The sequence below is a fragment of the Planifilum fimeticola genome, from assembly GCF_003001905.1.
Taxonomy (GTDB): Bacteria; Bacillota; Bacilli; order Thermoactinomycetales; family DSM-44946; genus Planifilum; species Planifilum fimeticola.
Genome location: NZ_PVNE01000011.1, coordinates 63,970 through 83,602, shown reverse-complemented (window position 1 = coordinate 83,602; position 19,633 = coordinate 63,970). Strand labels below are relative to the sequence as shown.

General features: G+C 58.3%; 17 protein-coding genes and 7 tRNA genes. 15 read left to right on the top strand and 9 right to left on the bottom strand.

What is annotated here, in order from left to right:
- Position 1: 1 nt before the first annotated feature.
- The 6 genes from CLV97_RS08610 to CLV97_RS08585 all read right to left on the bottom strand — a co-directional run bounded on the left by CLV97_RS08610 (position 2) and on the right by CLV97_RS08585 (position 5,185).
- Entirely contained in the window at positions 2-796 is a 795-nt protein-coding gene (locus tag CLV97_RS08610; protein ID WP_106345113.1) for a hypothetical protein, read from the bottom strand.
- Between the two features lie 6 nt (positions 797-802).
- Entirely contained in the window at positions 803-1,330 is a 528-nt protein-coding gene (locus tag CLV97_RS08605; protein WP_106345112.1) for a hypothetical protein, read from the bottom strand.
- The gene (locus CLV97_RS08600; RefSeq protein WP_106345111.1) at positions 1,327-1,839 is read right to left on the bottom strand and encodes a hypothetical protein; all 513 of its coding nucleotides are present in this window, start codon (positions 1,837-1,839) and stop codon (positions 1,327-1,329) included. Before CLV97_RS08600 ends, CLV97_RS08605 begins: the two co-directional genes overlap by 4 nt.
- A gap of 12 nt (positions 1,840-1,851) precedes the next feature.
- Positions 1,852-2,445: a hypothetical protein gene (locus CLV97_RS08595; protein WP_106345110.1), complete on the bottom strand. Its 594-nt coding sequence runs from the start codon at positions 2,443-2,445 to the stop codon at positions 1,852-1,854.
- A gap of 18 nt (positions 2,446-2,463) precedes the next feature.
- Entirely contained in the window at positions 2,464-4,461 is a 1,998-nt protein-coding gene (locus CLV97_RS08590; RefSeq protein WP_106345109.1) for an AMP-dependent synthetase/ligase, read from the bottom strand.
- Positions 4,462-4,855: 394 nt separating this feature from the next.
- Positions 4,856-5,185 carry a DUF2614 family zinc ribbon-containing protein gene (locus tag CLV97_RS08585; protein ID WP_106345108.1) on the bottom strand — a complete coding sequence of 110 codons (330 nt, stop codon included), beginning with the start codon at positions 5,183-5,185 and terminating at the stop codon, positions 4,856-4,858.
- Positions 5,186-5,413: 228 nt separating this feature from the next.
- On the opposite strand from CLV97_RS08585, the gene CLV97_RS08580 reads away from it, so the two are divergent.
- From CLV97_RS08580 to CLV97_RS08560, 5 genes are all read left to right on the top strand, one after another.
- On the top strand, positions 5,414-7,090 hold the full coding sequence (locus tag CLV97_RS08580) for a CocE/NonD family hydrolase (protein ID WP_106345107.1): 1,677 nt from the start codon (positions 5,414-5,416) through the stop codon (positions 7,088-7,090).
- Positions 7,091-7,177: 87 nt separating this feature from the next.
- Positions 7,178-8,011: a glycerophosphodiester phosphodiesterase gene (locus CLV97_RS08575; protein WP_106345106.1), complete on the top strand. Its 834-nt coding sequence runs from the start codon at positions 7,178-7,180 to the stop codon at positions 8,009-8,011.
- Between the two features lie 78 nt (positions 8,012-8,089).
- Positions 8,090-9,349, top strand: a complete 1,260-nt coding sequence (locus CLV97_RS08570; RefSeq protein ID WP_106345105.1) for a hypothetical protein — start codon at positions 8,090-8,092, stop codon at positions 9,347-9,349.
- Positions 9,350-9,582: 233 nt separating this feature from the next.
- On the top strand, positions 9,583-10,134 hold the full coding sequence (locus CLV97_RS08565) for a glycerol-3-phosphate responsive antiterminator (protein WP_106345104.1): 552 nt from the start codon (positions 9,583-9,585) through the stop codon (positions 10,132-10,134).
- A 170-nt stretch (positions 10,135-10,304) separates the two neighbouring features.
- On the top strand, positions 10,305-11,981 hold the full coding sequence (locus tag CLV97_RS08560) for a glycerol-3-phosphate dehydrogenase/oxidase (protein WP_106345139.1): 1,677 nt from the start codon (positions 10,305-10,307) through the stop codon (positions 11,979-11,981).
- A 69-nt stretch (positions 11,982-12,050) separates the two neighbouring features.
- Here CLV97_RS08560 and CLV97_RS08555 read toward each other — a convergent pair whose 3' ends face one another.
- Positions 12,051-13,826: an L-lactate permease gene (locus tag CLV97_RS08555; protein WP_106345103.1), complete on the bottom strand. Its 1,776-nt coding sequence runs from the start codon at positions 13,824-13,826 to the stop codon at positions 12,051-12,053.
- Between the two features lie 333 nt (positions 13,827-14,159).
- Between CLV97_RS08555 and CLV97_RS08550 the strand changes: the two genes are divergently transcribed.
- From CLV97_RS08550 to CLV97_RS08535, 4 genes are all read left to right on the top strand, one after another.
- Positions 14,160-14,254 (top strand) — tRNA-Ser (locus tag CLV97_RS08550).
- 79 nt (positions 14,255-14,333) lie between these two features.
- A tRNA-Phe gene (locus CLV97_RS08545) sits at positions 14,334-14,409 on the top strand.
- Positions 14,410-14,412: 3 nt separating this feature from the next.
- Positions 14,413-14,488: transfer RNA gene (locus tag CLV97_RS08540), tRNA-Thr, on the top strand.
- Positions 14,489-14,495: 7 nt separating this feature from the next.
- A tRNA-Trp gene (locus tag CLV97_RS08535) sits at positions 14,496-14,569 on the top strand.
- Positions 14,570-14,578: 9 nt separating this feature from the next.
- On the opposite strand, the gene CLV97_RS08530 is transcribed toward CLV97_RS08535, so the two are convergent.
- The gene (locus CLV97_RS08530; RefSeq protein ID WP_106345102.1) at positions 14,579-15,001 is read right to left on the bottom strand and encodes a YugN family protein; all 423 of its coding nucleotides are present in this window, start codon (positions 14,999-15,001) and stop codon (positions 14,579-14,581) included.
- 65 nt (positions 15,002-15,066) lie between these two features.
- Between CLV97_RS08530 and CLV97_RS08525 the strand changes: the two genes are divergently transcribed.
- The 6 genes from CLV97_RS08525 to CLV97_RS08500 all read left to right on the top strand — a co-directional run bounded on the left by CLV97_RS08525 (position 15,067) and on the right by CLV97_RS08500 (position 18,027).
- Positions 15,067-15,140, top strand: a tRNA-Cys gene (locus CLV97_RS08525).
- Between the two features lie 103 nt (positions 15,141-15,243).
- A tRNA-Leu gene (locus tag CLV97_RS08520) sits at positions 15,244-15,330 on the top strand.
- Positions 15,331-15,336: 6 nt separating this feature from the next.
- A tRNA-Arg gene (locus tag CLV97_RS08515) sits at positions 15,337-15,413 on the top strand.
- A gap of 242 nt (positions 15,414-15,655) precedes the next feature.
- Positions 15,656-16,219 (top strand): sigma-70 family RNA polymerase sigma factor, encoded by a 564-nt coding sequence (locus tag CLV97_RS08510; protein ID WP_170070420.1) that lies wholly within the window; start codon positions 15,656-15,658, stop codon positions 16,217-16,219.
- A complete protein-coding gene (locus CLV97_RS08505) occupies positions 16,197-17,522 on the top strand; it encodes an outer membrane lipoprotein-sorting protein (protein WP_106345100.1) in 1,326 nt (441 codons plus the stop codon). The genes CLV97_RS08510 and CLV97_RS08505 overlap by 23 nt, the downstream gene beginning before the upstream one ends.
- A 22-nt stretch (positions 17,523-17,544) precedes the next feature.
- Positions 17,545-18,027 carry a hypothetical protein gene (locus CLV97_RS08500; RefSeq protein WP_106345099.1) on the top strand — a complete coding sequence of 161 codons (483 nt, stop codon included), beginning with the start codon at positions 17,545-17,547 and terminating at the stop codon, positions 18,025-18,027.
- A 98-nt stretch (positions 18,028-18,125) separates the two neighbouring features.
- On the opposite strand, the gene CLV97_RS08495 is transcribed toward CLV97_RS08500, so the two are convergent.
- Positions 18,126-19,502 (bottom strand): glycoside hydrolase family 18 protein, encoded by a 1,377-nt coding sequence (locus CLV97_RS08495; RefSeq protein WP_106345098.1) that lies wholly within the window; start codon positions 19,500-19,502, stop codon positions 18,126-18,128.
- Positions 19,503-19,633: the final 131 nt, after the last annotated feature.

The window sequence follows — 19,633 nt, the reverse complement described above, 5'->3', positions numbered from 1 at the left end:
GTCAGGGCAGAAGCGGATCCAGCAGACGTTTCAATAATCCGCCCTCTGATTTTTTCTCTTCCTGTTCTTCCTTCGGGGATTGACCCGCAGGCTTTTCTTGCGGCGTTTCCTCTGAAGACCCGGATTGTTTCTCGGGGAGGGGAAGGATTCTGCCCACGGTATTTTTCAGGGTTTCATCCAATATGTTTTTCACGGTCTCCAGACCGCCCTTGATTCTGGCGAGAAGACGGAAGTTGTGCACGGAGGTATCCAGCTCCGCCAGCAGCATGTCCATGCGGTTGTTCATCTTGGCCGTGGCGTTCGCCACTTCACCGGTGTATTCGGCCACCGTGCCGAGCTGCCCCGCGGTGGCGATCATCTGGTCTTTCACCTGGTTCGCTCTGTCGGCTGTCTGCTCGGTCAACTTGGCCGTCTGTTTCTCCCGCTTGAGGATTTCTTCCATCAGATCGCGGGCGCCGATGTTGCCCGCCAGCTGGTTGTCCAGCTCTTTTTTGATGTTCTCGTTCGTCCGGATCTGCTCGCTGAGCACTTCGTTCTGATGCTTCAGCCCTTCAAGGGCCTCTTCCGCCTTGGTCACTTCCCCTTCCAACTTTTTGGTGTCCTCCAACATCCCGCTGGTTCGATCCACCAGATCGCTGGTCAGGCCGAAGATGTTGTACTGGGCCAGTCCCGGGAGGACGGCGGTGTCACTCCACTTGGCGAGGGTCGGGGTGGCGGCGACAAAAAAGGCAAAGAATCCGACGAGGAGTGCCACTTTCCACTTGGGGCCGCCGAAATTCCAATGGTTGAAGTTCACGGGGCGTCACCTCCTCACCGTGGTCTCCGGAAGGAATTTGGTCTTCTCGTTCATTTGCCGGAGGTTGGCGTTGATTTCCGCCTGAAGGGACTTCATGTTGTTCAGGGTCTGGACCACCTGCTTGTTGGAGGCTTCCAGGGATTGGAGGGTTTGAATGCTGGAGCGGACGGACGTTTCAATCTGCTTCAGATCCTGGTAGGTGAGCCCCGTGTTCTCTCCGATGGCGTTTACCCGCTGGGAGATGGCGGCGACGATTCGGTCCAGCTCCTGAAGCTCCTTGTCCAAACCGGCGGTGTTGCTTTCAACCCGGGTCACCTTTTTGCTCAGGGATTGGCTTTTCTTTTTCAGCTCGGCGATGGCGTCCAGCTGTTCGTTCATTTTTTTGGATTTATCGGCCGAGAGGGCCAGTTGCTTTTCCAATTCCCGGGACAGAGACACCATGTCTTTTTGCATATAGAGCTGCAGCCAGGTGTTCCCGGCGTTGACCGCGAGCAGCACCGTGATCAGCAGAGTGGTGATTTTGAGCATATTCATCGGGTATTCACCCCGGGCAATTTGCTGTTCATATGGCGGGTCGAATTGAGGATGTCCTTCAGGTATTTCTCGTCATCCTTGGCGGTGGCCGCCAGGTTTTTCAACATCTCATCCATCTGTTTCATGTAGGGATCGAGCTCCGCGAGGCTTTGGCTGATGGATTGAATGTCCCGCTTCGAGTTGGAGGAATATTTGAGCATCTGGTCGTTGAGGCGAAGCGTGTCGGCGTTGTAGTCCACCACCTTTGACAGAAGGACCAGCAGTTGATCCGTCTTTCCGATGGCATCGTCCAACCCCTTGTCAGCCCGGTCCATGGTGGAGAGCATCCTGCTCAGCTCTCCGTTTTTGTCGATGATGGAAGACTGGACCTGGTTCAGGGTTTTCACCGATTCCACATTGGATTCCAATCCGGCATGGAGGCGCTTTAAATTTTGCGTCATGGTGATGCCGTTGATCAAAAAGCCGCTCAGGAGAAGAAGGGCGATGATGGACAAGGTTTTTCGAATCATGAAATCTCCCCTTTACGGCAAAGAGTTGGCGGCTTGCTGGCTTTTCGCCGCTGCCGATTTCAGTTTGCTGTTGAGCACCTGATTCTGCTCCAGCGCCTTTTCCAGCTTGGCTTTGGTGTCCAGGGTGATGGCCCTGAGCCGGTTTGCCTGGTCGACCTGGACCTTCGCGGAAGAGGCGATCAGGGCCATCTTGCCGTTGAGAAAGGAGCTGAGATCGTTCAGGTTTTGGCTCAGGTTGACCTGCTGTCCGGTCACCGATTCCAGATCGCCCAGGGTGAAGGACTGATCTTTGAGCCCTTCGTTGACCATTCGCAGTTTTTCGTGGACCTCTGCCGTCTGTCCCGACTTTTTGTCGATGGAGGACAAACCGCCCAGGATGTTTTCATTGACTGCGCCCAACTGCTGGTTGTTTTGCCCGATTCGATCCAGCATGCCGTTGAGATCCACCTGTTTGTGCAGTCCTTCCAGGGCGCTTACTTCCTCCCGATCCGCTGAAAAGGGAAAAGGATTGTCCCCTTCTCCGGACTTGTCGGCGAACAGCATGGGGAGGGAGACCGTCAGGCCGAAGGCGATGATGAAAGCGATGATGGCGGGGAGGTACCGCATCTTCCAACCTCCTTTGGTTCAGAATAGCACATGCACCATGATCCCGGCGAGAATACCGGTGAGAATGCCAATAACTACTTGGCGACTCAAAACCGCCCGTTTCCAGCGGATGCTCCGTTTGGGAGATTCGGACGCTTCGCCTTGGTCCGACGGTTGAAAAAGCGGGACGACGGTGGGGCCTTCCGGCGCTTTCGACGGGTCCGTCTCCTTGCCGGTTGCGGGAATGATCTCTTCCGGCTTCTCATCCGAATAGAGGGCATCGATGACTTCCCCATACTTTTTCTCTGCAACGCCGGTCCGAACCTTCAGCGTCGGGGTCAGCTCCCCCTTTTCGAGGGTGAAGGGCTCCATCAGCACGGAAAACTTCTTGGGCCGCTCAAAGGGGGCGAATTCGGCGGTCAAGCGGTCGATTTCCCCCTGCAGCAGCTGGCGGGACAGCCGCGCCAGCTCCTCCTGGGTCTTGAAGGTCCATCCATTCTTTTGAGCGTGCCGGGTGAGTGTTTCGAAGTCCGGTACGATCAGGGCGCAGACGTAGGGGCGGTTGTTTCCGACGAGAACCGCCTGTTGGATGAACCGGCTGGAGGCCAAGGCGCTTTCCACCGGTTGCGGGGCGACGTTTTTCCCCGTTGACAGGACAATGAGGTTTTTCTTCCGGTCCACGATCCGCAGATACCCGTCTCCGTCGATCTGGGCGATGTCGCCGGTGTGAAGCCAGCCGTTCACCACCGTTCTCACGGTTTCTTCGGGCTGTTTATAGTAACCCATCATGACGCTGGGGCCTTTCACCAGGAGTTCCCCGTCGTCGGTCAGCTTCACTTCCGTGCCGGGGAGCGGACGACCCACCGTGCCCGGTTTGATGTAATGGACCGGATTGCAGGCGATGACCGGAGAACATTCGGTCATGCCGTATCCCTCCAGGACGGGAAGGCCGATGGTGAAAAAGAACCGGCTGACATCCGGATGAAGGGGTGCTCCGCCGGAAATCATCAGCCGCAGGTTCCCCCCGGTTTTCTCGTGGATCTTGGAAAAGACGAGCTGTTTGGCCCGGAGGTATTTTTTCTCGAGCTCTAGGGGAACGGGCCAACCGGAGCCCTGGTTGATGTGGCGGAGCCGATCCTCTCCCACCTTGATGGCCCACCGGAAGAGCCGCTTTTTCAGCGGGGAGCTCTGCTCGATGGATTCCATCACCTGAGCGTACATTTTTTCAAACAGCCGGGGAACGCCGGTGATGAGGGTGGGCCGGATTTCCAACAGGTTTTGGGCCACGGTGTCGGGGCTTTCCGCATAGGCGATGGTTCCGCCGGCGGACATGGGCACGAATTGACCGGCCGTTCGTTCGAAGATGTGGGACAGGGGAAGGAAAGAAAGGGATGTGTCGCGATGGGAGATCGGAACGAAGTGCTGGACATTTTCCACGTTGGCCAGGATGTTTCCGTGGGAGAGCATCACTCCCTTGGGTTCGCCCGTCGTTCCGGAGGTGTACACGATGGTGGCCAGATCGTTCCGGCCCAGGGTCTGCCATCCCCAACGGTCGATGATCGGGCTGGCCTTCCCCTGATCCATCGCCTTTCTGAAGGAGATCACCAGGGGGTGGTCGAAGACGGCTTGTTCGATCAGGATCACCTTTTTGATCCGTTCCGGCCAGTTTTTCACGCGTTCCGCGGTCTCCGGGTTTTGCACGATGGCCACTTCCGCGTCGGCGTTCTGCAGGATCGTGCGGATCTGTTTTCCGGTCAGGGACGGGTAGATCGGAACGGTGACCGCGCCGAGGCTGAGGACGGCGAAATCGCTGATCAGCCAGTGGGGACCGTTTTCGGAGATGATGGCCACCTTGGTGTTTCGCTGTACGCCCATTTGACGAAGGGCGAAGGCGAATTGACGGATGAGGTCCCAGAGTTCGAAGTAGCTAACACTGCGATATCGGCCGTCTTCCTTCCATAAGACGGCTTTTTTGTTGGGATGGCGCTTGACGGTGAAATGCAGCATTTCCAGGAGGTTTTGAGGTTTCTGCTGCATAAAAGCCCCCCTTGCTGAAGTGAGGTGGTTGAGGCGTCCGGGCAGGGGTGTTTGTATAAAAAAGAAAATTGGCTGAATTGACAGAAGTATGAGGGCGGGTCGATAGATATAATATCTGAAAGAATTCGAGAGTGAAGCGGTCGTCGTAAGCTGCCGCAAAAATTGTCATCAGCCGCGGCTTTTCCCGGACGGACGCGCTTTTGCGCGAAGAATGTCACCTCTTGGAGTACGCCTACGTATCATTATACAGTTGAAATTCCCATAAAAGAATGACTTTCGGGAAAATACGTCTTTGGTAATAACATCTTCTCAAACCAAAAATCCCCCTTGATACGGGGGTTTTAGAGAGCCCAATGCGGGCGCACGCTATCTGTTTTTGGAAAGCGCGATCCGCTCACTCGGCGGACGGGGGCTGGGCCGTGTCCTTCGGCGCGTGCTTGGGATCGAGGGAAAGATAGACCTTGCAGTAGGCGCATTGGTCCATTTTACCTAAAATCTTGGTGGTTCTTCCGCACTTGGGACACTCGATTTGGACGGCCTGCATGGATAGGATGCCGGTCCAGAAGTAGATGCCCACGCCGCCGAGGATGACGATCAGTCCCAGGAGGAAAAAGAGGCTGTGCAGGGACGGCCACAGGAAACCGAGATACATGGCGGCGAAGCCCAAAAAGATGAACAACAGGCCGAAGGTGCGGAACTTGTTGATTTTATTGGCGAACAGCATGGCTTTTTGCTCCCTTTCAACGAAAGTGGGGCCGGTTCGACCGCACCCCGGTGTTGAATCTCTTTCAGTATACCATTTTGCAGGCCTTCGGGCCAACCGCCGAGGACGGAGGAGCGAAAGAGGAACTGGAGAGGGAAAACGGGAAATGATTCTGTGGGAGATTTGATCTCCGGCGGGAGATCCCCCGGGCTTCATGAGAAAACGCGAACTGTGAAAAGGGGTGTCGGGATGAGCAGAGCGAGATCCGGAACTTGGGAAGTCATGGTGCAACGGGATGTCCGGGTGCCGATGCGGGACGGCATCACCCTTTCCGCAGACGTGTACCGCCCCCGTTCACAGGAGGAGGTTCCGGCCATCGTGGTCCGGACGCCGTACGGGAAGACCGGCGATGAGATTGACGCTACGGCCCGTTTCTTCGCTTCCCACGGTTACGGCGTGGTGTACATGGATGTTCGCGGTCGGGGCGATTCCGAAGGGGAATTCGTCCCATACCGGAACGAGGGGCGCGACGGGTACGACAGCATCGAGTGGGCGGCGGCCCAACCCTGGTGCAGCGGGGCCGTCGGTACCATGGGCGCGTCTTACCTGGCGCGGGTTCAGTGGTTGGCCGCCTTGCACCATCCACCTCACTTGAAGACGATGATCAGCATCGTGACGCCGTCGGATCCCTTTGTGGAATGGCCGACGGGGGTGCCCACGCCCCACCACCTGTGCTGGCTCTACATGACCAGCGGACGGGTGATGCAGAATGTGGACGTGATCGACTGGGAGCGGATCTATTGGCATCTCCCCCTGGAGACCATGGACGAGCTGACGGGAAAGCATCTTCCCCATTGGCGGGAGGAGATTCGCCATCCGCAGTTGGACGAGTGGTGGAAGGAAATCAGCTATCAAAACCGTTTCCACGAACTGGACTTGCCGGTGCTTCACATTTCCGGCTGGTACGACGACGAGCAGGTGGGCACGCCCCTCAACTACATGGGAATGGTCCGCCATGCCGCCACGGAGCGGGCCCGGCGCAGCCAGAAGCTGATCATGGGTCCCTGGCCGCACCGGATCAATCGCTCCACCCGTCTGGGGGAGATCGATTTCGGGCCGGAGTCCGTCATCGACCTGCTGGGATACCAGCTTCGGTGGTTCGACCATTGGTTGAAGGGGGAAGAAAACGGGATCATGGACGAGCCCCCGGTCCGCATCTTCGTCATGGGGGAGAACCGGTGGCGGGAGGAAGAGGATTGGCCCCTTCCCGACACCCGGTGGACCCGGTATTACCTTCACAGCGGAGGTCGGGCCAACAGCCGCTTCGGCGACGGACGCCTGTCCGTCGATCCCCCGGAGGAGGGAGAGGCACCCTTTGACCGGTATCGGTACGATCCCGCGAATCCCGTCCCCTACATCACCGACATGACCTCCGCCCAGATCGGCGGTCCCGATGATTATTCCGCAGTGGAGCGGAGAGATGACGTGCTGGTATACACCACGCCTCCGCTGGAAGAGGATCTGGAGGTGACCGGACCGGTCCGGATGGAACTGTTTGCCTCCACCAGCGCAAGGGATACGGATTTTATGGCAAAACTGCTGGATGTGTGGCCGAACGGATTCGCCCAACGGCTGACGGACGGCATGGTGCGGGGGCGCTTTCTGAAGGGGATGGACCGGCCGGAGTTGCTCGAGCCGGGGCGCATTTACCGGTTTGAGATCGACTTGTGGAACACATCCCACGTGTTCAAGAAGGGACATCGCATCCGCGTGGAGATCGCCTCCAGCGCCTTTCCCAAGTATGACCGCAATTTGAATACCGGAGCGCCGCTGGGGCGGAGTACCGACATGGAAGTGGCGGAACAGACGGTCTACCACAGCAAACCGCATCCTTCCACCATCCTTCTGCCGGTGATTTCAAGGTAATAAAATTTTTGGATCCCCCCGTATATATATAATCGGATCCAACAACCGGGCGAAGGGCCCGGATCAATCGTGGGAGGGGGAGATCCGATGTTTCGGAAGAGACGCTGGCTGATTGTTTCCTTTCTGACCCTTTTTATTCTGAGCATCTCTTTTGGAGTGTTCGGGTCCGGGGCGGAGGCGAAGGATTCGTTCTTAAACATCGCCCACCGGGGCGCCTCGGGCCATGCTCCGGAAAACACGATGGCGGCCTTTGACAAGGCCGTGGAAATGAAGGCGGATTTCTTCGAGTTGGACGTGCAGATGAGCAAGGACGGACATCTGGTGATCATGCACGACGTCACCGTTGACCGAACCACCGACGGTACGGGGCGGGTCGGGGATCTCACCCTGGAGGAGCTGAAAAAGCTGGATGCGGGAAGCTGGTTCGGGCCGGAGTTTGCCGGCGAAAGGATTCCCACCCTGGGGGAAGTGCTCGATCGGTACCGGGGCAAGATCGGCATCCTGATCGAGATCAAAAGCCCCGAACTTTATCCCGGAATTGAGGAAAAGGTGGCCAATGCCCTGAAAAAGCGGAACATGCACCGGCCCAAAAACGGAAAAGTGATCGTCCAATCCTTCGGGCACGAATCGATGAAGAAATTCCATCGCCTTTTGCCTTCGGTGCCGGTGGGGGTTCTCCTCAGCCAAGCCGACTACCAGGACGGGGTAAGCGATGAGGATCTGGCCGCCTTCGCCCGCTATGCGGATTATGTGAATCCCAGCCAGTCGCTGGTGGATGAGGACCTGGTCCGGCGCGTCCACGATCTGGGCATGAAGATCACCCCGTACACCATTCGGACAAAGGAAGAGGCGGAACGCATGATCGCCCTCGGTGTGGACGGGATCGTTACCGATTTTCCCGAATTGGGCCGTTTGAAGTAGGTAATGTTCCCCGTCCGGAAAAGACCGATATCGATTTTGACATAAGGGTGCTTTGACCCAGGGTTGGAGGGATTGCACATGTCCGCGACGAAGCCGAATCGCCTGTCGTCCCGCTTTCGGATCACCCGAGTGTACATGTTGACCGGAGCCGGGTTCCTCGGCGTCTGCTGGTTTTTCATGATCCTGGCGGCGGAGTCGCTCTCCCGGGGCAGGTGGATCGATTCTTATCTCCTGGCGGCGGTTCATCTGTTTGTGATCGGGTATGCGATGGTCGTGGTGCACGGGGCGATGCTGCAAATCGTGCCCGTCGCCTTTCAGGGCCGTCTGTACTCGATTCGCCTCGGATATGTTCAGTATGCCTTGATCGTGCTCGGCGCCGTCGCCCTCCCCCTGGGGTTTCTTGTCCACATGTGGCGCATCACCGCGGTCGGCGGGCTGCTTTTGATCCTGTCGACCGGTTTTCTATTGTGGAATCTTGGACAAACCCTGCGGACGCTGAAAAAAAAGGCTGAGGCGCTGCTGATCGCGGCCGCCTTTCCCTTTTTCTTTATTAACGTGCTGCTGGGCGTCGCCATGTCCCTCGGCCGGTTTCCCGCCGGAGGGAACACCCTGCCTTTGCACATGATGTCGGGGATCGTCGGCTGGTTTACCACCTTGATCATCCTGATCAGTCCCCGCCTGATGAGCTTTTTTGTCTCTTCCCGGTACAAGGGATTGCGCAAAAGCGGGCCGGGGATTCTGGTGCTTGCCGGAATGGCGGCGGTACTTGCGGGAGAAGCCCTGGAGGCAGGCGCAGGGTCCGCGGCCTCCGAGGGGATATCGGCAGCCGGGTGGATCCTCTACCTGGTCGGCTATGCTTGGGTGCTGGTCGATTTGTATCGCCATTTTCGCCATCGACGCCGTCGGGAAGTGGAGTGGGTGCTGAAATGGATCCTCGGCGGGCTGTACGGTGGATGGCCGGTGATGGCGGCGTGGGCGATAGCCTCCTCCGGCAGTCTCCAGGAGAATTGGGCGGCTTCCGGCCTCCTGCTGTCCCTGTTCGGATTTCTGCAATGGAACATCAGCGCCTACATGGCCAAGATCCTTCCTTTTTTGCGCTGGATGGGGCGTTACGGCCATCATGCGGCGAAGGATCCTTCGGAGCAAGCTCCCGCTTTGCACGAAATGATGCCCCGGAAGATGACGATTGCCGCCTTGACGGGGTCTGCCGCGGCCGCAGTGCTTCTGGCCCTCGGAACCGGTTTGGGTCGGGGGGCCTTGACGGTTTCGGGGGCGGCTATGGGGACGGCCGCGTGGGCTCTTTACGGGCTTGCGCTGACGATCATGTACCGAAGGTGACATATTTCACGCGAAGGAAATCCATCAAGCATGATCGAAAAAGAGAATCAAAGGAAAGCGATGTTTCCCGGGACGGAGCGTGATGCGGAAATCGCTTCCCGACTCCCGGTCCCGGAGACCGGTCAGCATGCCCTGGGCAATCTGACGTCCGAAAGTTCACAGGGGAGGCGCCCGGCGGGCATGTGTGAAGGATGCCCTGCGGCGATTTTACACAGCCATGGGGGAGCGCGGAGATGCACTTGGGTGATCAGAAAATCGTACCGGCGGCGAGGAGCGTCAAGGACTTCGAGCGGATGCTGAAGTCTCCGTACGAATACGTAATCCTGCTGGATTGCCACGCGGCGCAACTCCAGTCTCTGGTATCGATGGCGAAGAAGCGGAACAAGAAGGTGCTATTGCATGTGGATTTGATCAAGGGGTTGAGAAACGACGAGCATGCGGCGGAATTTTTGTGTCAACAAATTCGCCCCGCCGGCCTGATTTCCACCCGCACCCAGGTGGTCCAGGTGGCAAAAAAACGGTCGCTGATGGCGGTTCAGCGGATCTTCCTGCTGGATTCCCATGCCATGGAGACCAGCTACCGGCTGCTGGATTCCTTTCGTCCGGATTACATCGAAGTGTTGCCCGGCATCATTCCCCACATCATTCAGGAGGTTCGGCAGCGGATTGACATCCCCATTCTGGCCGGAGGTTTGATCCGGAGCCGGGAGGAAGTGTGCGCCGCCCTCGAGGCGGGGGCGGTGGCGGTGACCACCTCGCGCCGGGAAATATGGGAACGGATGTGAGGTTTTGCATTTCCGGGTTTATCGTTGGGAGAAAAGGGAACAGGAATAATGAGGCAGCGAGCGTTTCCTTCGTCGAAAACGGGATTCGGGAAAAGTTAATATCCGGGTGAGACGGGAGAAGGCCACAATACTTCGTACGGATGTACGTACGGAGGATTGTGGTTTTTTCCATGAAAGGGGTGGATTTCTTGAAACAGCCGTTTTCCGGTCTGAGGCGGTCGGACCATCTGCGGACGATGGCGGAAGAAAAGCTGGATCTGCTCGTCATCGGAGGGGGGATCACCGGGGCGGGAATCGCCCTGGATGCCCGGACGAGGGGGCTTTCCGTCGGGCTTGTCGAAATGCAGGATTTTGCGGCGGGCACGTCGAGCCGCTCGACCAAGCTGGTTCACGGCGGGCTCCGGTATCTGAAACAGCTGGAAATCGGACTGGTCGCCGAGGTGGGAAAAGAGCGGGCGATCGTCTATGAAAACGGTCCCCATGTGACGACACCGGAATGGATGCTGTTGCCGGTCGTCGAAGGGGGGACCTTCAGCAAGGCGGGCATTTCGCTCGGATTGTTCGTGTACGACCGTTTGGCCGGGGTGAAAAAGGAAGAACGGAGGAGGATGCTGAATCCGACGGACACGCTGGAGCGGGAGCCGCTGTTGAGGAAGGAGGGATTGAAGGGAGCCGGACTCTATGTGGAATATCGGACCGACGATGCCCGGTTGACGCTGGAAGTGCTGAAGGAAGCGGTGGAGCGGGGCGCTCTTGCCTCCAATTACGCCAAGGCGGAAAACCTGCTTTATCGGGACGGAAAAGTGATCGGGGCCGAGGTGATCGACACCTTGACCGGCGATTCCTACCGGATTCACGCCAAGAAAGTGGTCAACGCCACGGGTCCCTGGGTGGACTTTCTGCGCGAAAAAGACGGGTCGAAAACGGGGAAGACCATTCAATGGAGCAAGGGGATCCACATCGTGACCGACCAGAAACATTTCCCACTCCGTCACGCCGTCTATTTCGACGCGCCGGACGGCCGGATGGTGTTCGCCATCCCTCGGGACGGAAAGACCTACATCGGAACGACGGACACCGAATATCGCGGGGATCCGGCCCGTCCGCACATGAGCGGGGAGGATCGCGATTACCTCCTGGAGGCGGTCAACGGGATGTTTCCCTCCGTTCGGCTCACGGCGGATCAGATCGAATCGGGCTGGGCCGGAATCCGTCCCCTCATCCGCGAGGAAGGAAAGCCGACGACGGAAATTTCCCGGAAGGATGAGATCTTTCTTTCCGAGACCGGACTGATCACCATTGCGGGGGGAAAATTGACCGGTTACCGCAAAATGGCGCAGCGGGTGGTTGATCGGGTGTGCGCCGGACTGGCCGAGGAGGGGGCGGGTCCCTTCGGGCCATGCGTGACGGAGCGGATTCCCCTCTCCGGCGGCGATGTCGGCGGGTCCGACCGCTTCCCCGCCTTCGTCGAGGAAAAGGTGCGGGAGGGGACGGAGCTGGGATTGGACGAACAGGAGTCGCAGCGGCTTGTCCGGCGCTATGGGACCAACATCGACAAGGTGTTCGGGCGGATCGCCTCGCAAGGGAAAGAAGCGGAAGCTTACGGATTGCCTCCTTCCCTGTACGCCGTTCTGCTCTACGCCGTGGAAGAGGAAATGGCCGCAACCCCCGCCGATTTCTGGGTTCGCCGCACCGGGGATCTGTTTTTCGACATCCACCGGGTGAAGCGGTGGAAAGATCCCGTGCTGGACTGCATGCGGGATGTGTGCGGCTGGGATGAGGAGACCTGCTCCCGCCGCCGGGCGGATCTGGACCTGTGCATCCGAGAGGCGACGGAGTTTGTGTAAAGAAGGGGAACAAACGAATCGCGGGATTCCCCTCCGCAAGGCAAGAGGGGAATCCCGCCATTTTTCTTCTCATCCCTTGTGGGCCGAGCCGGGTTGGGACAGACCCGGAGGGTTTTTTCCGAAGCGGGCCAGGAGAATGGCGAAACCGGCGACGGTTCCGAGGACGATCACCGTTCCGATGTTCCATCCGAAGCCGTGCAGGATCGTGTAACCCAGCGCGCCGCCGAAGAGGACGTAATACAGGGTGGGCAGGAGCGTCTTGCGGATGATGGCTCCTTCCTTATTGATCAGCCCGACGGTGGCGGAAGCGGCCACCACGTTGTGGACGCAGATCATGTTTCCCGCGGCTCCGCCGATGGCCTGCAGAGCGACGATCCAGGAGGGATCCGCCCCGATCCGCGTTCCCACTCCGAACTGGAACAGGGAGAACATCATGTTGGAGACGGTGTTGCTGCCCGCGATGAAGGCTCCCAGGGCGCCGATGGACGGGGCGAAGATGGGCCAGACGGCCCCCACCGTGTCGGCCACGCCCTTGGCCAGTTCAATGGGCATGCTGTCGTAACCGGCGGCTCCCCCGGAAGAACCGATGAACACTTTCACCATCGGAACCGCAAAGAGAAGGGCGACCGAGGCCAGCCCCGTCGTTTTGAAGGTGCTTGTCCAGGCCCTCCGGAAGGAGGCGTTGTCCATCCGATGGATCAAACCGGTGAGGAGAACCACCGCGATGAAGATGGTTCCCGGGAGATAGAGGGGGCTCACGCTGACGGACATGCCGGACCCGAACAAATTCTCAAGGTCTATGGTTACACCGTTGAGCCACCCTTTGACGGGGAGAGAGTCCATCCGGGTGAGGACCAGAAACAATCCCACCAAGAGATAAGGAGTCCACGCTTTCCAGGAGGGCATGTTGACGGAGAGGGATGCCGGGTCGTTCAGGCGAAGGTTGCCCACCCATTCCCGATCCCATTTTTCTGGAGCGTCGAAATCCCATATGCCGTCTTTCGGATGAAACCATCCCTTCCGTGCCGCCCACACCACCACCGCCAGTCCGATCAATCCGCCGAAGAGGGAGGGGAATTCGGGGCCGAGGGTGACGGCCGTAAGAATATAGGGGATCGTCATCGCCAAGGCTCCGAAAAAGGCAAACCTCCACGCTCTGAGCCCCTCCCGGAATGAGCGGTTTTTACCGAAGAAGCGGGTCAGGATGCTGACCATCAGCAGAGGGATGAAAAATCCTGCAGCGAAGTGCAGAACCGCCACCTTCGCGCCGATGGAGGAGAGGACCGATTCCCAATCGGAACCCACCACCTTCGTCACTTCGCTCAGCTTGCCTTCTCCCAATCCCGAACTGACTCCCACCAGAATCGGCGTTCCCAGGGCGCCGAAGGAGACCGGAGTGCTCTGGATGATCAAGGCGCACACCACCGCCGCCATCGCCGGAAAGCCCAATCCGACCAACAGCGGAGCGGCCACGGCGGCGGGGGTGCCAAAACCGGCGGCCCCCTCGATGAAGGAGCCGAACAGCCAGGCAATGATCACCGCCTGGACCCGCCGGTCCGGGGAGATGTTTGACAGCCCTTTTCGGATTGTGATCAGGGCGCCGCTCTCACTCAACGTGTTCAGCATCAGGATGGCTCCGAAGATGATGTAGAGAAGGGTCAGCGCCGTGATCAAACCGTCGACCGTGGCCGCGAGGACCTGATTGAAGGAAACCTCCCACACCCACAGGGCCAGCCCCACCGTGACGACAAAGGCGAGGGGCATGGCCGTTTTCGCCGGCCACTTGAAAGCCACCAGGAACAAAAAAACCGTCAGCACGGGAAGCAAGGCCAACAAGGAAAGCATGTCCAATCCCCCCAACCGGATGGAGATGTTTGCACCTACGGACCGATCCGACCTTTACCGCCTGGACAAAAACAGCTGTTTTTGCGGGATACATCCTCCCGATTCCATATTTATCAATAGTCGGTCGTGTTTTCAATACTCCTTTTATTCCGAATTAAACGCCTCTTTTGTCGGGGCGGGGCATAAAAAGGACCTTTATGGGACAGACTGCCTGCCGTACGGAACTTTTTGCGCCCCGCGGTTTGCAGGGGGAAAATCTGGGGATGATTTTCCTCTTGACACGGGGAATCTTCCCGATATAGAATAATGAATGTCACGGCTAAGAAATTTCGTGGAGAGGTGTCCGAGCTGGCCGAAGGAGCACGACTGGAAATCGTGTAGACGGGTAAAAACCCGTCTCGAGGGTTCGAATCCCTCCCTCTCCGCCAGTTTATTTGAGCAGACTTCTGAAAGTCTCAGGAGTCTTTTTTTCACCGATCGAACCGGTTTCCGGTTCGTCGGGCGATTGGTTCGGTAGCTCAGTCGGTAGAGCAGAGGACTGAAAATCCTCGTGTCGGCGGTTCGATTCCGCCCCGAACCACCACATGCCGGATTAGCTCAGCTGGTAGAGCACTCGCCTTGTAAGCGAGGTGTCGTGGGTTCGAGTCCTACATCCGGCACCATGCACTTAGGGGCGTAGTTTAATGGTAGAACAGAGGTCTCCAAAACCTCCGGTGCGGGTTCGATTCCTGCCGCCCCTGCCAATTTTCTTTTCAGTGGATCAGCGGTTCAAGTCCCCGTTCCAATTCGTTTAAAGCGGACTTGGCCCTTTCCACCCACACGGTTTCAACGGCATCGTCCTTGTCGGCGGGTTCGGTGAACTGGTTGACAAGCCCGCTGAATACGCCGGTGGTGACGCGATCGTCCGGTCCCGTTTTGAACTCGTGTTTGAGCACGAAGGGTTTGCCCAAACGGACCGTGGCGCTGTCATCTTCGATGTTTCCTTCGACGGCGAAAACGGGGACGCGCAGATAGGCGCGGTGCGCCTGGTCGCTTTCCGGGTCGAGGGGTTTGTCGAAATAACCGTGGTCGTATTCGTACCCCCCTCCCAGGGTAAAGCCCTGCTGTTCAAAGACGGCTTTCAACTCGCCGTAGCCGGCGCGAAGGTTTTCGATGCGCGATTCCAAAGGAATCATCGGCCCATCTCCTTTCAGGTTATGTCCTTATTGTTTCAGAGCGGGGCCGACTCCATACGGAACATGGCGGCATAGCCAAGTGGTAAGGCAGAGGACTGCAAATCCTTTATCCCCGGTTCGAATCCGGGTGCCGCCTCCAACAAATAACAATCAAAACAATGAAATTTCCTGTTGACTTTCTGAGAAGCATGTGATACATTAACTAATGTCGCCGTAAGGCAAAGGATTTCAGCTCACAACGTGCGGACGTGGCGGAATTGGCAGACGCGCTAGATTCAGGATCTAGTGGTCTTACGACCGTGGGGGTTCAAGTCCCTTCGTCCGCACCAGATCTTGTGCCCTTAGCTCAGTTGGATAGAGCGTCTGACTACGAATCAGAAGGTCGGGGGTTCAAATCCTCCAGGGCACGCCACCAACAAGCCGCGTAAAATCGCGGCTTTTTCGTTTTTCTATGCCAGATTTCAATTTGTTTCCGACCCAAATTGCAAACGGATTGCAAACGTGCTTCAAACGTCAGGCTTATTTTTTGCATAAATCCTCTGCTTCGGCAGGGGGTTTTTTCGTTGGAGGGAAAAAAGTGAAGGGCGTTCCTTTTTGCCGCCTTCAAGCGATATTACGTTCAAAGGGCTTGTGAGAAGCGGGGGTGATAACGGCGTGTTGGAGGAACGAGACCGGATCTCGGCGGATCAGGAGGAACGGGAGTTGGTGGAGCGGGCCAAACGCGATCCGGAGGAGTTTGGACGCCTCTACGACTTTTATGTAACCCCCGTGTACCGATATGTTTACGGGCGGGTGGGGGATCGCGCCCATGCGGAGGATGTGACTGCGGATGTATTTCGCCGCGCGTTGGAATCCATCGGTCGCTTTCAGTGGGATGAAAAGCCCTTTTCGGCTTGGTTGTTCGGCATTGCCCGCCGGGCGGTGGCCGATCATTACCGCCGGGCCGGGCGGGAGGTGGCCGGCGGTCCGCTTTTCGTGGATCTTCCGGAAAAGGACATCGGAGAACCCTTTCGCGATCTGGATTTGTGGCGGGCAGTGGACGATTTGCCCGAGGAACAGAGGCAGGCAGTCATTCTCCGGTTTTGCGGAGACCTTTCTTTTCGACAAATCGGTCGTATATTGGGAAAAAGCGAGGATGCGGCCAAAATGATGCTGTATCGGGCGCTCAAAACCTTGCGAAAGGCGGTGAGGGGAGATGACGGAACGGGAGAAGGCTGAACGGCTGGCCCGATGCCTGAAGTGCCCGGAGAGTTGTCCGGATGGGGAGATGGCCGGGCTTGTAGAGGTGGCGAACCAACTGTCCGCGCCGGAAAGGCCGGATCCGGATTTTGTCGCTTCCCTGCGCGCCGAACTGCTTCAAAGTGCCCGGCCTTCGGATGTCGACGGATCCAGAGTTCGGATGAAAGGCAGCGATCGGAGGGAGGGAAAGCTGCGTCGGATTCGAAGGTCCCTCGCATGGATGGCTGCCGTCATCGCCTTGTTGCTGGTCGGGATCGGCACATTTTTTCAACCGGTCCCCGATGTGGATGCCCGGGAAGTGGTCGCCAAAATGAAACAAACAGACCGGTCGATGCGGGTGGACCGTTATCGGGCGACGATGGTCCACTGGGGAGTGGGGGAGGACGGTACCCGCTATCGGTCCGTATCCGAGCGTTGGTATGAGGATCCGGGACGTTTCCGGCAGGAGACCACCTATTCCCTTCCCCGTTCGTTTCGGCGGACGGTCGTGATGGCGGGCGGACGTTTTTGGTCCTCCGATTCCCGGGATACCGTGGTGTGGATCGATTCCGTTTCCCAGACCGCCGTTTCGAACCTGGCGGGCCCCTATATGGGGGCGGAACAATTGGAAGATCTTCTTCGGCTGCCTTCCGATCAGTACGATGTGGAACTCACCGGATCGGACCGGGTGGCCGGCAGGCATTGCTACATGCTGGAACTTTCTGTGCGGGATCGACGCATTGCCGAGGAGATCACCCGCATGCGCCTCTGGGTGGATCGGGAGACCTTCTATGCCCTGAGGATGGAAGCCTTTGATTCCCAAAACCGCCTCCGCTTCGGACAGGAGGTGAGGGAGATCGCGTACAATCCCCCCATGGACTCGGCACTCTTCCAGCCGGATCATCCCGATGCCCCTGCCTTTGAAGCGAAAGAGGAGACTGCTCTGAAAAAGGGTTCGCTCCGGATCCGCTTCGCTTCCACCGGCGTTGAATACCGGAGGGGCGAGAGGGTGTCCTTCCGTCTCACTTTGGAGAATGCCGGGGAGAGTCCGATTCGGTTGGATGACCGAGGATCCCGCTTGTCCGTCGGGAATTTGAAGGAGGAGCAGGGAGTGTGGGAACAGGAGTTGGATGCGTTGTCCGGTTTCATCATCCCGCCGGGAAAGTCCGTCCGAGCAACAGCCACGTGGCGGGTGGATGTTCCCCCGGGGAAATATATGGTCTTTTTGAAGGGACTGACCTTTTCCGTGGACGGCAAACAAAAGTCGCAGGATGTGGGTCTCGGATTGTTCTTTGTTCCTTGAACCGATGGAGGAGGGTTGGTGCATGACCCCTTTTTGGCGAAGGATTGGATGGTTGGTGATGGCCCTTCTGTTTGCCTCCGGCTGTGCTTCCCCTTCCCGGGCGAATGCACCGTCCGCCGGGGAGGATTCAACGGCGGTGCAGAAGGTGATCCTGGCACAACCGGCCGGAGAAGAGGAGTTGAAGCTAAAGCCGGTTGATCCGATGACCCAAAGGGGCGGTCTGGTCATTATCGACGCGGAGCGGATCCGGGTGCTGGACAGATTGGGATCGGGCGCCAACTTTGAACCGGTCGGTTTTTCTTCCGACGGCCGGCACACTTATGTGATGACGGAGAAAACCGTCAAGGTCCTCGATCTGGAAACCCGCCGCTTTCTTTCGGAGAGGGACGGTGTGGAACTGCTGATCATCAAGCAAAGGCGCGAATCGTCTACCGAGGGTCCCCGTTTTCCTTTGACTCGGGCCCGGGAATCGGGAGAGGATTTTCGCATCGACTCCGCGCAATAGGAGTCGCCCGGAGAAAAATGCTCCCTCTATCAATCAGGTCCCCGCTTCGATTCTGAAGCGGGGACCTTCTTACGGGAGTCAAGAGGCGCATCGCCCGTTCAGCCCAGTTTGGCGGCGCCCGCCTCCCGCTTGACTCCATTCGATGGTGCCCTTTCCGCCGGATGATTGGATGTTTCAGCTCCTTTCAAGATCCAAAGCTGAATTCCGATGTCGGGATGACGTTCCAACAGGTGCGGGATGAATGTCTGCGCTTGATCCGGGTTGACGCCGGTACTCCTCTTCGGATCGGTTTTTTGGCTCGGCCCTTTGTTCTCCCGGACGGGGAAGACGAAGGTCACCTTTTCCCTGGGCACAAGCCGGAGGAGCTGATCGATCGATTCCGGGGCAGCTTTGCCCTCGGGCTGTCTTTCGCCGGAGAGATAGGGGTAGATTTTCAATCGGTCGACGGCCTGTCCCCAGCGCTTCCATTCCGCGCGGGTAACGGCCGCGGTGTTGAGGACGTGGAGCCCGAGCCGCTTACCCTTCCCGCGCAGCTTTTCCGCCAGTTCCTCGATGAACGGGGTGAGATGCTCCCGCCCCGACGGGGCGATGGGACCGAGCAGCAAGTCCATCCCGTCGAAGTTCCGTTCGGCCGCCCATTTCACCAGCCGGTCCGCCGTCCGGGACCGCTGCTCTTGGGAAGCGAGGAGGTTTTGCAGGAGATCCGGATCGGCGACGGCGACGGTGGGAACCAGCGGCGCCCCCGACCGGCGGGCAGAGCGGATGGTCCGCACATCCTCTCTCTTTCCCGATTCCGTCACGGTGTTCACCGTTCCGTCAGACAGCAATTGATACCCGAAAAGGGTGACTTCCTCGGGGATCACGTCTCCGGACGGGGATTTTCCCGCCTGTGATGCCATCCAAAAGGGATAGCCGACCGCCACCCGAATATCGGGAACCGGATGTTTCAAGGACTCCTCTCCGGATGCGGAAGAATCGGTCGGGGATGGGGGATTACGGCCTTCTTCCGGTTCTCTGCGAGGAGGGAATCCGCCGGCGGAAGAGCGATTCCCGCCCGGGATGCGATTTTGCGTTTTGCGGTCGAAGGAGCGGGTGTCCGGAGGGCGTTGCCGCGGTTTTTGCACATCGGGTGATTTGTCCGTGTGGCGGGGGAGGCTGGGGGTCTCCGGTGAATCCTCCCAGACCGGCGGCGTGTCTTCCGCATCTTCTCCGTTTGTGGAGCCGGCAAATCCGTCCCTCTTTTCATCGGCGAGGCCGACGGCCGCCGCGTCGGACTTCGGGCCGGAAGGAGGAGGGGTGAAGGCGGCGATGGCGTAGACGGCGGTACCGGTTCCAAGGAGAAGGGATGAAATGAAGACGGTGGTCCACAAGGGAAATCGACGCCTCCTGAGACCGAGGGCCTCCGCCTTCGCCTCCGTCGCCGACCGCCGGACCGGATTTGTGCGCCGGCGGCCCAGATCGTAATGATTTCTCACAAATATCCACCTCCTCTGGAAAGGGTTGTGTGTACAACATCTTAGCGGAGCCGAAGAAAGAAGCAAGAGGAAAATGGACTAAATCTTGTAAGAAGATTGGAGGATTTGTCGAAAAAAGAGAAATCCTCCGA

Excerpts from the sequence above, each read along its gene's own strand:
- CLV97_RS08585 (WP_106345108.1), bottom strand. The coding sequence starts at position 5,185 with ATGCTGTTCGCCAATAAAATCAACAAGTTCCGCACCTTCGGCCTGTTG.
- CLV97_RS08590 (WP_106345109.1), bottom strand. The coding sequence starts at position 4,461 with ATGCAGCAGAAACCTCAAAACCTCCTGGAAATGCTGCATTTCACCGTC.
- CLV97_RS08530 (WP_106345102.1), bottom strand. The coding sequence starts at position 15,001 with ATGATTCCTTTGGAATCGCGCATCGAAAACCTTCGCGCCGGCTACGGC.
- CLV97_RS08560 (WP_106345139.1), top strand. The coding sequence starts at position 10,305 with ATGAAAGGGGTGGATTTCTTGAAACAGCCGTTTTCCGGTCTGAGGCGG.
- CLV97_RS08605 (WP_106345112.1), bottom strand. The coding sequence starts at position 1,330 with ATGAATATGCTCAAAATCACCACTCTGCTGATCACGGTGCTGCTCGCG.
- CLV97_RS08580 (WP_106345107.1), top strand. The coding sequence starts at position 5,414 with ATGAGCAGAGCGAGATCCGGAACTTGGGAAGTCATGGTGCAACGGGAT.
- CLV97_RS08505 (WP_106345100.1), top strand. The coding sequence starts at position 16,197 with ATGACGGAACGGGAGAAGGCTGAACGGCTGGCCCGATGCCTGAAGTGC.
- CLV97_RS08500 (WP_106345099.1), top strand. The coding sequence starts at position 17,545 with ATGACCCCTTTTTGGCGAAGGATTGGATGGTTGGTGATGGCCCTTCTG.
- CLV97_RS08570 (WP_106345105.1), top strand. The coding sequence starts at position 8,090 with ATGTCCGCGACGAAGCCGAATCGCCTGTCGTCCCGCTTTCGGATCACC.
- CLV97_RS08595 (WP_106345110.1), bottom strand. The coding sequence starts at position 2,445 with ATGCGGTACCTCCCCGCCATCATCGCTTTCATCATCGCCTTCGGCCTG.
- CLV97_RS08555 (WP_106345103.1), bottom strand. The coding sequence starts at position 13,826 with ATGCTTTCCTTGTTGGCCTTGCTTCCCGTGCTGACGGTTTTTTTGTTC.
- CLV97_RS08575 (WP_106345106.1), top strand. The coding sequence starts at position 7,178 with ATGTTTCGGAAGAGACGCTGGCTGATTGTTTCCTTTCTGACCCTTTTT.
- CLV97_RS08600 (WP_106345111.1), bottom strand. The coding sequence starts at position 1,839 with ATGATTCGAAAAACCTTGTCCATCATCGCCCTTCTTCTCCTGAGCGGC.
- CLV97_RS08565 (WP_106345104.1), top strand. The coding sequence starts at position 9,583 with ATGCACTTGGGTGATCAGAAAATCGTACCGGCGGCGAGGAGCGTCAAG.